This window comes from Ewingella sp. AOP9-I1-14, assembly GCF_052375995.1.
Classification (GTDB): Bacteria; Pseudomonadota; Gammaproteobacteria; order Enterobacterales; family Enterobacteriaceae; genus Ewingella; species Ewingella allii.
This window is the reverse complement of record NZ_JBQSVA010000001.1, coordinates 806214-819507: the sequence shown is the minus strand read 5'-3', so window position 1 is coordinate 819507 and position 13294 is coordinate 806214. Positions and strand designations below refer to the sequence as shown.

The following is a 13294-nucleotide window of genomic DNA, read 5'->3' as shown; positions in this document are numbered from 1 at the left end:
CAAGCCTTTAAAATTAGTGCTGAAAAACTCTGCAATGCCTTGCGTCCGCGCAAGGCATTTTTATTGACTTCGGTTATGATAGCCGCCGTCAAATTTACGAGGATAAAAAACGTGACTCAGGTACAGAGTGGCATTCTGCTCGAACATTGCCGTTTCGGCATTTTCATTGAAGCGAAAGTTCAAGGCGAGCTGGATAGTCTGCGGCAGGGTTGCCGTGTGTTTGCTGCCGCATTAAGTGAAATGCAGCAGAAATTCCCCCAAGAAAAACTCGGCGCGGTGCTGGCTTTCGGCCATGACGTCTGGCGCGATCTTTCAGGCGGCCAGGGCGCTGATGAATTAAAACCTTTCGAGCCGCTAGGCAAAGGTCTGGCTCCGGCCACCCAGCGCGACGTGCTACTGCATATCCAATCTTTGCGCCATGACGTTAACTTCGCCGTGGCACAGGCGGCGCTGGCGGCCTTTGGCAAATCGATTCTGGTGGAAGAAGAGACTCACGGCTTCCGTGGTATCGAAGATCGCGATTTAAGCGGCTTTGTCGATGGCACCGAAAACCCGAAAGACGCAGCACGTGCGCAGGTCGCTATCATTCCAGAAGGGCATCAGGACGCGGGCGGCAGCTACGTGATGGTCCAGCGCTGGAAGCACAATTTAACCCAGTGGAATCGCTTCTCCGTCAGCCAGCAAGAAGAGGTCATCGGCCGCACTAAGCTGACTGACGAAGAGCTGGACTCAGAAACGCGCCCGGACACTTCGCACGTCAGCCGCGTGGATCTGAAAGAAGAGGGCAAAGGCCTGAAAATTCTGCGGCAGAGCCTGCCTTACGGCACCGCCAGCGGCGAACACGGCCTTTATTTCATCTCTTATTGCTCGCGCCTGTGGAACATTGAGAAGCAGCTATTGAGCATGTTTGGTGACTTAGACGGCAAGCGCGACGCCATGCTGCGCTTCACCCGCCCGGTGACCGGAAGCTACTATTTCGCGCCGTCCCTGACTCGCCTGCTGGCGCTCTAATTTCCCCCTTGGCGCGCCTGTGTCGGGCGCGCCACGTCTCGCCTCACTACTGTTAATCCCCACCTAGGCCAGCCTTTTTCGGCTTATAGCTTTTCATGCTTGAAAATCACTAAACGGTATATAAAACCGTTACAGCCTGACCCTGAGTTATAAATACACTGTGGACTACTAAAGTGGCTAAGTTTTGCCATCTCGGATGTCCATACACTCAAGGCGGCGCATGAAAATGAACGGATTTAGACGCGGATTACTCAAGAGTTCTCTTGCCGCCATGCTGCTGGCCAGCGGCGCGGCCTCTGCCACGGAATTACTCAATAGCTCCTATGATGTGGCGCGCGAACTGTTCGCTGCGCTCAATCCGCCATTTCAAAAGCAGTGGGCAGAGCAAAACGGTGGCGACAAGCTGGAAATTAAACAGTCTCACGCTGGCTCCTCCAAGCAGGCTTTGGCCATTCTGCAAGGCCTGAAGGCCGATGTCGTCACTTACAATCAGGTGACTGACGTACAAATTCTGCATGACCGCGGTGACCTGATCCCCGCCAACTGGCAAAGCCGCTTGCCTAACAACAGTTCGCCGTTCTATTCGACCATGGCGTTCTTGGTGCGCAAGGGCAACCCGAAAAACATTCACAGCTGGGACGACTTAACCCGTGCCGACGTCAAACTGATCTTCCCGAATCCGAAAACGTCAGGCAACGGCCGCTATACCTATCTGGCGGCGTGGGGCGCGTTCAATCTGGAAGACGGTAAAAACCAGGAACAGACCCGCGCGAAAATGACCCAGTTCCTGAAAAACGTTCAGGTGTTTGATACCGGCGGCCGTGGCGCCACCACCACCTTCGTCGAGCGCGGGCTGGGCGATGTGCTGATCAGCTTCGAGTCCGAAGTGAACAATATTCGCAAGCAATACGGCGACGACAACTATGAAGTGATTGTCCCGCCGGTAGATATCCTGGCGGAGTTCCCGGTGGCATGGGTCGACAAAAACGTCGAGAAAAACGGCACTGAGAAAGCGGCCAAAGATTACCTGAATTACCTCTGGAGCCCGCAGGCGCAGAAAATCATCACCAGCTTCAACTACCGCGTATATGACAAAACGGCCATGGCGGCGGCGAAAGGGCAGTTCCCTGATACCAAGCTATTCAAAGTTGAAGATCAGTTCGGCAGCTGGCCGCAGGTGATGAAAACGCATTTCGATACCGGCGGCGAGCTGGATAAATTGTTAGAGCAGGGTCACAAGTAATGTTGTTGTCGAGCAAACGCGTACTTCCCGGATTCACCCTCAGCCTCGGCAGCAGCTTGCTGTTCGTGTGTCTGGTGCTGTTATTGCCGCTGAGCGCATTGGTGATGCAGTTGTCACAAATGACGCTGGCGCAGTATTGGTCGGTCATTACCAATGATCAGGTGATCGCGGCTTATAAGGTCACCCTGCTGTCGGCGGGCGTGGCCAGTATTTTTAACTGCTTCTTCGGCATGCTGATGGCGTGGATCCTCACGCGCTATGAGTTTCCGGGCAAGAGCTTGCTCGACGGCTTAATGGATTTGCCCTTTGCATTGCCAACGGCGGTGGCGGGCCTGACGCTGGCCGGGCTGTTTTCGGTCAACGGCTTTTATGGTCAGTGGCTGGCGCATTTTGATATCAAAGTGGCCTACACCTGGCTGGGTATTGCAGTCGCCATGGCCTTCACCAGCATTCCGTTTGTGGTGCGCACGGTGCAGCCGGTGCTGGAAGAGCTAGGGCCGGAGTATGAAGAAGCTGCCGAAACCTTGGGTGCTTCGCGCTGGCAGAGCTTCCGCCGCGTGGTGTTGCCAGAGGTGATGCCGTCGCTGATGGCGGGCACCGCGCTGTCATTCACCCGCAGCCTTGGCGAGTTCGGCGCGGTGATTTTCATCGCCGGTAACATCGCGTGGAAAACGGAAGTGACCTCGCTGATGATTTTCATTCGCTTGCAGGAGTTTGACTACCCGGCGGCCAGCGCGATTGCTTCGGTGATTTTGGCGGCGTCCCTGCTGTTGCTGTTTGCGATTAACACTTTACAAAGCCGTTATGGCCGTCGTCTTGGAGGTCATTAATGTCTGATATTCCGGCTTACTCAGGGGAAGCGCGTCGGCCAATCGACTGGACCAAATGGCTGTTGATTGGCACCGGTATGCTGATTTGCCTGCTGCTGCTGGTCATCCCGATGATCAGTATTTTCGTGCTGGCGTTTTCGGACGGCATTGCGGCGGTTTGGAAGAACCTGTCTGACTCCGACATGCTGCACTCTATCTGGCTGACGGTGTTAATGGCGCTGATCACCGTGCCGGTGAATCTGGTGTTCGGTACGTTGCTGGCGTGGCTGGTGGCGCGATTTAATTTCCCAGGGCGTCAGCTGCTGCTGACCCTGATCGACATTCCTTTTGCCGTGTCGCCGGTGGTCGCTGGCCTGCTGTATCTGCTGTTTTACGGCACCAATGGCCCGCTGGGGCCGTGGCTGGATGCCCATAATCTGCAATTTATGTTCGCCTGGCCGGGCATGGTGATGGTGACTATTTTCGTCACCTGTCCGTTTGTTATTCGCGAGCTGGTGCCGGTGATGCTCAGTCAGGGCAGCCATGAAGATGAAGCCGCCGTGCTGCTCGGCGCGTCGGGCTGGCAGATGTTCCGCCGCGTGACCTTACCCAATATTCGCTGGGCGCTGCTGTACGGCGTGGTGTTGACCAACGCCCGCGCCATTGGTGAGTTCGGCGCCGTGTCGGTGGTTTCCGGTTCTATCCGTGGCGAAACCTACACGTTGCCATTACAAGTTGAATTACTGCATCAGGACTACAACACCGCAGGCGCATTTACCGCCGCCGCGTTGTTAACCCTGATGGCGATAGTCACCCTATTTCTGAAAAGCGGCCTGCAATGGCGTTTGAAGCGTCACAACGACCGTCTTGAGCGGGAGGATAGCAATGAGCATTGAAATTAACGGTATCAACAAATACTTCGGCCGCACCAAGGTGCTGAACGATATCTCGCTCGATATTCCTTCCGGCCAAATGGTGGCGCTGCTCGGGCCGTCCGGCTCCGGCAAAACCACACTATTGCGCATTATCGCCGGTCTGGAAAATCAGAGCGCCGGTAAGCTGAGTTTCCACGGCAAAGACGTCAGTCAGGTTCACGCCCGCGATCGTCAGGTCGGTTTTGTGTTCCAGCACTACGCACTGTTCCGCCACATGACTGTGTTCGACAACATCGCCTTTGGCCTGACCGTTCTGCCGCGCCGCGAGCGCCCGAATACGGAAGCGATTAAAAAGAAAGTCACTCAGCTGCTGGAAATGGTGCAGCTAAGCCACTTGGCGAATCGCTATCCGTCCCAGCTGTCCGGCGGGCAGAAGCAGCGCGTGGCGCTGGCCCGCGCTCTGGCGGTCGAGCCGCAAATCTTGCTGTTGGATGAGCCTTTCGGCGCGCTGGATGCTCAGGTACGTAAAGAGCTGCGCCGCTGGCTGCGTCAGCTGCACGAAGAGTTGAAATTCACCAGCGTATTCGTCACCCACGACCAGGAAGAGGCAATGGAAGTCGCGGATCGCGTAGTGGTGATGAGCCAAGGCAATATCGAACAAGTGGGCACGCCGCCGGAAATCTGGCGCGACCCGGCAACGCGCTTTGTGCTGGAGTTTATGGGCGAAGTGAATAAAATCAGCGGCGACATTCGCGGCTCCCAGCTCTACGTCGGCCCATATCACTGGCCGCTGGAAAACCCGCCGTTGCATCAGGGCGCGGTTGATCTATTCCTGCGCCCGTGGGAAATGGAAATTACTGCGCAGCCAACCCAGCGCTGCCCGCTACCGGTGAAAGTGTTGGAAGTCAGCCCGCGTGGTCATTTCTGGCAGTTAATCGTCCATGCCGAAGGTTGGCACGACGAGCCAATGTCAGTGGTACTGTCTGATTTTGCAGGACAATCTACCCCGCAGCGCGGCGATCGCTTCTACGTGGGTGGCCTAAACGGCCGGCTGTACGCCGGGGACGAAGCACTGCAACCCGTTGCATTGGCGAAAAGTGCCTGATACTTTTTAGACAATTCAGGTTAAATTTCTTTAAAAAGGGCGGTCTGCGAGCTGCCCTTTTTATCGTCTAATTCTTATTTATTCGTTTTTACATGGTGTTTATAACCCATAGCGATAAGGCAAGCACAGTGAGCACGCTCGAACAGTACATCGGCAATACGCCTCTGGTGAAATTACAGCGACTGACCCAGGATCTGGACAGTGAGATTTGGGTCAAACTGGAAGGCAATAACCCCGCTGGCTCGGTTAAAGATCGCGCCGCGCTTTTTATGATCGAGCAGGCTGAAAAGCGCGGGGAGATCCGCCCTGGCGATACGCTGATTGAAGCCACCAGTGGTAACACCGGTATCGCCCTGGCGATGATTGCCGCGCTCAAGGGTTATAAACTCAAGCTATTAATGCCGGAAAATATGAGCCTGGAGCGTCAGGCCTCTATGCGCGCCTATGGGGCAGAATTGCTGCTGATTAGCCGTGCGCAGGGGATGGAAGGGGCGCGAGACTTGGCGTTGGAGATGCAGAGACAGGGGCAGGGCAAGGTGCTGGATCAGTTTAATAATGCTGATAATCCGCTGGCACATTTCACGACCACCGGCCCGGAAATTTGGCAGCAAACGGCGGGACGCATAACCCATTTTGTTTCCAGTATGGGCACCACCGGCACCATTACCGGCGTCAGCCGCTTCCTGCGCACTCAGAGCAGTGAGGTGAAAATCATTGGTTTGCAGCCCGAAGAGGGCAGCAGCATTCCGGGCATTCGCCGCTGGCCGCAGGCTTATATGCCGGGTATCTTCAAGGCAGAACTGGTGGATGAAACCATCGACATGGCGCAGCAAGAGGCTGAAGACACCATGCGCGAGCTGGCTCGCCAAGAGGGGATTTTCTGCGGCGTTAGCTCCGGCGGCGCGGTAGCTGGCGCTCTGCGCGTTGCTCGTGCCAACCCCGGCAGCCTGGTGGTGGCGATCATTTGCGACCGTGGCGATCGCTATCTTTCGACCGGTGTGTTCGATCTCTAAGCCCAAATTTGACTTACAAGTGTAAAATTAGAGTAAAAGCGGCTGCGCGTGGTCGGGTTAGGGATAAAAATAACCAGAACTCAGTTAGGTGGAAATGATGATGAAAATTTTATTGGTCGATGACGATCTCGAACTGGGTACCATGCTCAGCGAATATTTGATTGCTGAAGGTTTCAACGCATCGCTGGTGCTGACCGGCAAGGCGGGCATTGACGGCGCGATGTCCGGCGATTATTCCGCGATGATCCTCGATATTATGCTGCCTGATATGAGCGGCATCGACGTGCTGCGCCAAGTGCGTAAAAACAGCCGTCTGCCGATCATCATGCTGACCGCCAAAGGCGACAACATCGATCGCGTTATCGGGCTGGAGATGGGCGCTGACGACTATATGCCGAAGCCCTGCTATCCGCGCGAGCTGGTGGCGCGCCTGCGTGCCGTGCTGCGTCGTGTTGAAGAGCAGCAGGAAGCCCCTTCTGACTCGTCCGTCATCCATTATGGTGACCTGACATTGAATCCCGCGACGCGCAGCAGCCAGTGGCGTGGTGCGCTGTTTGACTTGACCGCCTCTGAATTCAATCTGCTGGAGCTGTTGCTGCGCGCGCCAGAGCGCGTGGTGTCCAAGGATGAGCTGTCCGAGAAAGGCTTGGGGCGTCCGCGCGAGGCCTACGACCGCAGCATTGATGTGCATATCAGCAACATTCGCCAGAAACTGGCGTCCCTTGCTGGCGGTGATATCCTGACTATTGAGACGGTAAGAAGTATTGGCTATCGCATCAGGTAAACGCCTTCGCGGAAGGCTATTTTGGAAAATCCTGTTTGGATTTTGGTTCACCTTCATCGCCATCACTCAGGTTCTCTGGGTGACTTTTGCTTTCTATAACCACCACGAGCCGCCGGAAAGCGGCATCGCGCGACGGTTTGTGAAGCTGCAAATCACCTCAGCCGTCTCCACATTGCGCTCAGGCGGCATGCCCGCCCTCGACGCCATGATGGCCGACTGGCCGGATGATGACCGCCAGTTCTTCTCCGTCACCCCCTCGATGGTGCCCGCCGAAGGCGAAACGCTGCAGTCGCTGGCGCCGGGTAACGCGCCGAAAGAGATTGTCGAGTTCGTGCAGGGGCCGAAAGGGCAGGGCTATCGGCTGCGTTATAACGTTGAAGGGCTGATGAGCGAATACCGGCCGAAGCATCGCGAGCATATGCTACACATCCCGACGCCGCTGCTATGGATAGGCGGCCTCGGCGGCCTGCTGTTCAGCGCGGTGCTGGCGTGGAACCTAACTCGGCCAATGCTGCAAATGCGTCAGGCCTTTGGCCGCGTGGCTCAGGGGGACCTGTCGGTGCGCCTGTTTGCCAAAATGGGCAAACGCCACGACGAGCTGTCCGACGTGGCGCGGGACTTCGACTCCATGGCCGAACGCCTACAGGTGCTGGTTAAAGCGCGCGAGGAGCTGCTCCACGACGTTTCCCATGAACTACGCTCACCCTTGGCCCGATTACAGCTAGCGATTGGCCTGGCGCGGCAGAACCCCCTTAACGTCGAAACCTCATTACAGCGTATCGAACATGAGGCGGGGCGGCTGGATAAGATGATTGGCGAACTGCTGGCGCTCTCACGAACTGAAAACGACCAGATGCCGCACGAAGAGTATTTTGATCTGTATGGGCTGGTGGAGGCGGTGGTCAACGATGCGCGCTACGAAGCACAGCTTCCCGGCGTAGAGATTGAGCTGAGGCCAGACACTCCTGATCAGAATGACTACACGGTGAAGGGCAATGCCGAGCTGATGCGACGGGCAATTGATAACGTGGTGCGCAACGCGCTGCGTTTTTCCGCTCGTGAGCAAAAAGTGGTGGTGTCGCTGATTCAGTCGGAAGGTTGGTTGACGATTGAAGTGGAAGATCAGGGGCCGGGCGTCGAGGAAGACAAGCTCTCTAGCATCTTCGACCCCTTTGTCCGTGTGATGTCGCCGCTATCGGGCAAAGGCTACGGGCTTGGCTTAGCTATTACGCGCAAAGTGATGGTGGCGCACGATGGCAAAGTCGAGGCGCGCAACGCCACGCCGCACGGCCTGATCATCAGCCTGCAAGTGCCGCACTGGAAGATTTAAACCGGCAGGCAATCTAGCCAATCAGCACGTTTTCAAGAATACCAGGCAATAAAAAAGGCGCTTAGATTAAGCGCCTTTTCACATCATTGAGAGACTTACTTTTTGATACGGATGATTGGCGTTTCGCCAACGGTCACAGTACCAGTCAGTTTAATCAGCTCTTTGATCTCATCCATGTTAGAGATAACAACCGGAGTCAGGGTAGACTTGGCTTTCTCTTCCAGCAGAGGCAGATCAAACTCGATAATCAAATCACCTTTCTTAACGCGTTGACCTTCTTCAGCGATGCGTTTGAAGCCTTCGCCTTTCAGTTCAACGGTATCAATACCGAAGTGGACAAACAGCTCAATGCCGCTGTCGGATTCGATAGAGAAAGCATGGTTAGTTTCGAAGATTTTACCGATAGTACCGTCAACCGGTGCAACCATTTTGTTGCCAGCTGGTTTGATGGCAATACCGTCGCCGACGATTTTCTCAGCGAAAACAACGTCTGGCACATCTTCAATGTTGACAATTTCACCAGAGATCGGCGCTACGATTTCAATAGTGCCAACTTCTTTTTTATCATCAGAAACTAGTGATTTCAGTTTATCGAACAAACCCATGATCTTCTCCTAAGCATTAATTTGGGCAGCTTTCCAGCATCGCGCAATTAGCAGAGTGTTTTTTCTTCAATGAACTTGTTAACCAGGTTCATTAACTCTTGCGCCGTAGGTTGGGCCAGGGCCTGGTCTGCCAGCGCTTTCACATCTTCGAAGTTCGTATTACGAATAATTTTCTTGATGCGCGGGATAGAGATAGCACTCATGCTGAACTCATCTAAACCCATGCCCAATAGAAGAAGTGTAGCACGTTCGTCACCTGCTAGCTCGCCACACATGCCTGTCCATTTGCCAGCAGCATGAGATGCGTCAATGACTTGCTTAATTAAAGCCAGTACAGAAGGTGACATTGGGTTGTAAAGATGAGAAATCAGCTCATTACCGCGATCTACTGCCAGAGTATACTGGGTAAGATCGTTAGTACCAATACTGAAGAAATCGACTTCTTTTGCCAGATGATGAGCAATCACTGCCGCCGCTGGTGTTTCCACCATCACGCCAACTTCAATGCTTTCATCAAAGGCTTTGCCTTCTTCGCGCAGTTGCGCTTTCAGCAAGTCCAGCTCTGCTTTCAGTTCACGCACTTCCTCAACGGAAATGATCATTGGGAACATGATACGCAGTTTACCGAACGCGGAAGCACGCAGAATGGCACGCAGCTGGTCGTGAAGAATTTCTTTACGGTCCAAACAGATGCGGATTGCGCGCCAGCCCAGGAATGGGTTCTCTTCTTTCGGCAAGTTCATGTATGGCAGGTCTTTGTCACCGCCAATGTCCATGGTACGCACGATAACTGCCTGTGAGCCCATCGCTTCAGCAACGGCTTTATATGCCTGGAATTGCTCTTCTTCGGTAGGCAGGCTTTCACGGTCCATGAACAGGAATTCGGTACGATATAGGCCAACACCTTCAGCGCCATTGCGCTCTGCACCGGCGACGTCGCGCACGGTACCGATATTGGCACAAACTTCCACCTGGTGACCGTCCAGCGTAATTGCCGGCAAGTCTTTCAGCTTGGTCAGTTCGTCTTTTTCTGAGATGTACTGGTTCTGAACGGCTTTCAGCTCGTCAATAATATCTGCCGTCGGGTTGACGTAGATTTTATTGTTCACGGCATCAAGGATCAGATAGTCATCATTTTTCACCTGCTTGGTCACATCGCTGGTGCCGACGATTGCCGGTAATTCCAGAGAACGTGCCATGATGGAGGTGTGGGAAGTACGGCCACCCAGATCAGTGATGAAGCCCAGCACCTTGTTCAGGTTCAGCTGTGCAGTCTCTGATGGCGTCAGATCGGTCGCGACCAGAATAACTTCATCCTGAATGGAGCTCAGATCGACAATCGCCAGTCCCAAAATGTTGCGCAGAAGGCGTTTACCGATGTCACGCACGTCAGCCGCGCGCTCTTTCAGGTATTCATCATCCAGCTCTTCCAAAGCCTTGGCTTGCCCTTCAATAACAGAAAAGGCAGCGGCGTCAGCGGAAGCGTGCTCATCTTTGATAAGGGCTATGATTTCCTGCTCAAGCTCTTCGTCTTCCAACAACATAATGTGGCCTTCGAAGATGGCTTCTTTCTCTTCACCGAAGGTCTCGCCTGCTTTGGTCTTGATCGTCTCTAACTGTGCTGAAGCTTTAGCACGGCCTGACAGGAAACGTTTTACTTCCTGATCAACTTCTTCAGGAGAGATTTTTTTCCGGTTGATGACAATCTCATCTTCTTTCAACAGAAGCGCTTTGCCGAAAGCGATACCGGGAGATACTAAAATGCCTGAAATCATAACCCTACCTTTCTCTTGACTGGTTTAAACTATTAAGACCGGGCTTGTTACTCGAGCTCTGCCATCAGTTTTACCAAGTGTTCAACGGCTTTCTGCTCGTCTTCACCTTCTGCAGAGAGGGTTACCACTGTGCCCTGAGTCAGACCCAGAGTTTGCAGTTTGAAAAGGCTCTTTGCGCTAGCGCTTTTACCGTTAGAAGTCACGGTGATGTCAGCAGTAAAACCTTTAGCTTCTTTCACGAACTGTGCGGCAGGGCGGGTGTGCAGACCGTTAGGTGCGGTAATAGTAACTTCTTGCTGGAACATTGTTGTTTCCCCAACTTATTAAAGTAATGTTGTGGAGCTAAAGTCTAGCTCAATAGGCCGACTTTAGCCTGATAAGATTCGCGCCTGACTATGGTTCAGGGGCAAGGTGAGATGCAACAGAAAAAGGCGAAAATAAGCACATTGTGACAAAAAGAATGTCAGGCGCTTCCCAATTCCTAGCAACTTCCCATTATGCCGTGTTTCACCATCTTGTAACAAATCAGTAAATCGATTCAGCTGCAGACATTCAGGAAGCTGATTAATTTCGCGCATCGAAATAATTGAAGGGTTAAATACTAAACCTGGCTGATAAAATCAATCATAGACTGCTATAAACTTTGATGTAGGCCACAAAAAAGCACCCATTTGGGTGCTTTTTTAATCGATTTAAATAATGTGGCATTATTGTTGCAATTCTTTTTCCGTAAACAAATCTGCAAACAATGCGGTACTCAAATAGCGCTCGCCGGAAGATGGCAGGATGACGACGATAGTCTTATCGGCGAACTCTGGCTCTTCAGAAAGTTTCACCGCTGCGGCGACGGCCGCGCCGGAGGAGATACCCGCCAGAATACCTTCTTCTTCCATCAAACGACGCGCCATGCTGATGGATTCGTCATTGGTGATCAGAGACACGCGGTCGATTAGGTCTAAATCAAGGTTGCCCGGAATGAACCCTGCGCCAATGCCCTGAATCTTGTGTGGGCCGGGCTTCACTTCTTCGCCATTCAGCGTCTGAGTGATGACAGGAGAGTCGGTTGGCTCAACGGCAATCAGTTTTACGCTGCTTTTCTTGCCTTTCAGATAGCGACCTACGCCGGTGATAGTACCGCCGGTACCCACGCCTGCGATGAACACGTCAACCGCGCCGTCGGTATCTTCCCAAATCTCAGGGCCGGTAGTTTGTTCGTGAATTGCTGGGTTAGCCGGGTTGCTGAACTGCTGCAGAATCAAGTAGCGGTTTGGATCGCTGGCCTGAATCTCTTCAGCTTTAGCAATCGCGCCTTTCATACCCTTAGCGCCTTCGGTCAGCACCAGATTGGCCCCTAGCGCCTTAAGCAGCTTACGGCGCTCAACGCTCATGGTTTCAGGCATGGTCAGGGTTAATTTATAGCCACGAGCAGCCGCAACGTAAGCCAGCGCGATGCCGGTGTTGCCGCTGGTGGGTTCTACCAGCTCGATATCTTTGTTCAGAATGCCGCGTTTTTCAGCATCCCAAATCATGTTCGCGCCGATACGACATTTGACGCTGAAGCTCGGGTTACGTGACTCGACCTTAGCCAGAATACGCCCATTGCCAATACGGTTCAGGCGAACCAGCGGCGTGTGGCCGATTGTTAATGAATTGTCTTCATAGATCTTGCTCATAACCCGTCCTTTAACTGGTTGGAATTCCGCAGTGTGTGGTTTCAACACTATGAAAATAGTGGGAATCACGAAAGCATACGCGATCGGTTTTCCCAGTGAAGTAAGGAATTGGTATATCTATATGTTATTAAGAAATATGTTTCCGACACAAGGATCAAGATGAAAAAACGGCCACTGGGTTGCAGTGGCCGTTGAGAAAATGGGGGCTTAGCGGCGACGAGTTTGACTTATGTCCTGCCCGTCGACCACGTGTAGATCGCGGTAGCGATCGACCCACATTGCCGTTGCGCCACAAACGGCGACCGGCAGGATGACCAGATTCAGCACCGGGATCATGGTGAACAGGCTGACCAGCGCGCCGAACTGTAAATTGTCGACTTTATGGCGACCGAGCGAGCGACGCATATCAAGGAAGCTGACTTTGTGGTTATCGAAAGGGTAGTCGCAATATTGAATAGAGAGCATCCACGCGCTGAACAAGAACCACAGCACGGGCGCGACGGTTTGACCGATGCCGGGAATAAAATAGAGCACCAGCAGTACGATGGCGCGCGGGATGTAATAAGCCAATTTCTGCCATTCGCGCTTCATGATGCGCGGCAGATCTTTCATTATTCCCCAAATACCGGTGTCGGGCTGGACCTTACCCGTCAGTCGGGCTTCAAGCTGTTCCGCCAGCAGGCCGCTGAACGGCGCGGCTATCAGGTTAGCGATGGTACTAAATAAGTAGCTGAACACCAGCAGCACGGAGAGCACGGCTATCGGCCAAAGCAGGTAATCCAGCCAGCTCAGCCAGGCTGGTATCTTGCTCATCATGGCCGGGATCCAGTCACCCAATTTGGCGAATAACCACCAAAATGCGCCACCCATCAGAATAATGTTCACCAACAGTGGCAAAACCACAAAGCGACGAATACCAGGCAAGGAAATCAGTGACCACCCCTTGCTGAAATAGTGAACTCCGTTTACCGCGTTAGCGCCTTGCGAAGATGTCATAAAAGAAATTTTCTCTCTGAGTTGAAGGACGTGAACTATCATATCGATATGATTTTCCACTGGCTAGCAGCGTAT

The 13294-nt window shown here is 53.4% G+C and carries 13 protein-coding genes; 8 read left to right on the top strand and 5 right to left on the bottom strand.

Going from position 1 to position 13294, the window contains the following annotated elements:
* Positions 1–111: 111 nt before the first annotated feature.
* The 8 genes from ACT3RT_RS03795 to ACT3RT_RS03760 all read left to right on the top strand — a co-directional run bounded on the left by ACT3RT_RS03795 (position 112) and on the right by ACT3RT_RS03760 (position 8170).
* Positions 112–1011, top strand: coding sequence for a Dyp-type peroxidase (locus ACT3RT_RS03795; protein ID WP_353502877.1), 900 nt, complete (start codon positions 112–114; stop codon positions 1009–1011).
* Positions 1012–1237: 226 nt separating this feature from the next.
* Positions 1238–2254, top strand: coding sequence for a sulfate ABC transporter substrate-binding protein (locus ACT3RT_RS03790; RefSeq protein WP_353502876.1), 1017 nt, complete (start codon positions 1238–1240; stop codon positions 2252–2254).
* Positions 2254–3084 carry a sulfate/thiosulfate ABC transporter permease CysT gene (gene cysT / locus ACT3RT_RS03785; protein WP_034792042.1) on the top strand — a complete coding sequence of 277 codons (831 nt, stop codon included), beginning with the start codon at positions 2254–2256 and terminating at the stop codon, positions 3082–3084. The genes ACT3RT_RS03790 and cysT overlap by 1 nt, the downstream gene beginning before the upstream one ends.
* Complete coding sequence (gene cysW, locus ACT3RT_RS03780) at positions 3084–3959, top strand: sulfate/thiosulfate ABC transporter permease CysW (RefSeq protein WP_486031168.1); 876 nt, start codon at positions 3084–3086, stop codon at positions 3957–3959. The genes cysT and cysW overlap by 1 nt, the downstream gene beginning before the upstream one ends.
* On the top strand, positions 3949–5043 hold the full coding sequence (gene cysA / locus ACT3RT_RS03775) for a sulfate/thiosulfate ABC transporter ATP-binding protein CysA (RefSeq protein WP_496202516.1): 1095 nt from the start codon (positions 3949–3951) through the stop codon (positions 5041–5043). The genes cysW and cysA overlap by 11 nt, the downstream gene beginning before the upstream one ends.
* A gap of 128 nt (positions 5044–5171) precedes the next feature.
* Complete coding sequence (gene cysM, locus ACT3RT_RS03770) at positions 5172–6056, top strand: cysteine synthase CysM (RefSeq protein WP_441655940.1); 885 nt, start codon at positions 5172–5174, stop codon at positions 6054–6056.
* Between the two features lie 100 nt (positions 6057–6156).
* Complete coding sequence (locus ACT3RT_RS03765) at positions 6157–6840, top strand: response regulator transcription factor (protein ID WP_353504004.1); 684 nt, start codon at positions 6157–6159, stop codon at positions 6838–6840.
* Positions 6821–8170, top strand: coding sequence for a HAMP domain-containing sensor histidine kinase (locus tag ACT3RT_RS03760; protein ID WP_353502873.1), 1350 nt, complete (start codon positions 6821–6823; stop codon positions 8168–8170). The genes ACT3RT_RS03765 and ACT3RT_RS03760 overlap by 20 nt, the downstream gene beginning before the upstream one ends.
* Positions 8171–8265: 95 nt before the next feature.
* Here ACT3RT_RS03760 and crr read toward each other — a convergent pair whose 3' ends face one another.
* The 5 genes from crr to cysZ all read right to left on the bottom strand — a co-directional run bounded on the left by crr (position 8266) and on the right by cysZ (position 13219).
* Positions 8266–8775: a PTS glucose transporter subunit IIA gene (crr, locus tag ACT3RT_RS03755; RefSeq protein ID WP_353502872.1), complete on the bottom strand. Its 510-nt coding sequence runs from the start codon at positions 8773–8775 to the stop codon at positions 8266–8268.
* Between the two features lie 47 nt (positions 8776–8822).
* Positions 8823–10550 (bottom strand): phosphoenolpyruvate-protein phosphotransferase PtsI, encoded by a 1728-nt coding sequence (gene ptsI / locus ACT3RT_RS03750; RefSeq protein WP_353502871.1) that lies wholly within the window; start codon positions 10548–10550, stop codon positions 8823–8825.
* A gap of 47 nt (positions 10551–10597) precedes the next feature.
* Positions 10598–10855, bottom strand: a complete 258-nt coding sequence (gene ptsH / locus ACT3RT_RS03745) for a phosphocarrier protein Hpr (RefSeq protein ID WP_353502870.1) — start codon at positions 10853–10855, stop codon at positions 10598–10600.
* A gap of 402 nt (positions 10856–11257) precedes the next feature.
* A complete protein-coding gene (gene cysK / locus ACT3RT_RS03740; RefSeq protein ID WP_353502869.1) occupies positions 11258–12223 on the bottom strand; it encodes a cysteine synthase A in 966 nt (321 codons plus the stop codon).
* A gap of 207 nt (positions 12224–12430) precedes the next feature.
* Positions 12431–13219, bottom strand: a complete 789-nt coding sequence (gene cysZ / locus ACT3RT_RS03735; protein ID WP_396130963.1) for a sulfate transporter CysZ — start codon at positions 13217–13219, stop codon at positions 12431–12433.
* Positions 13220–13294: the final 75 nt, after the last annotated feature.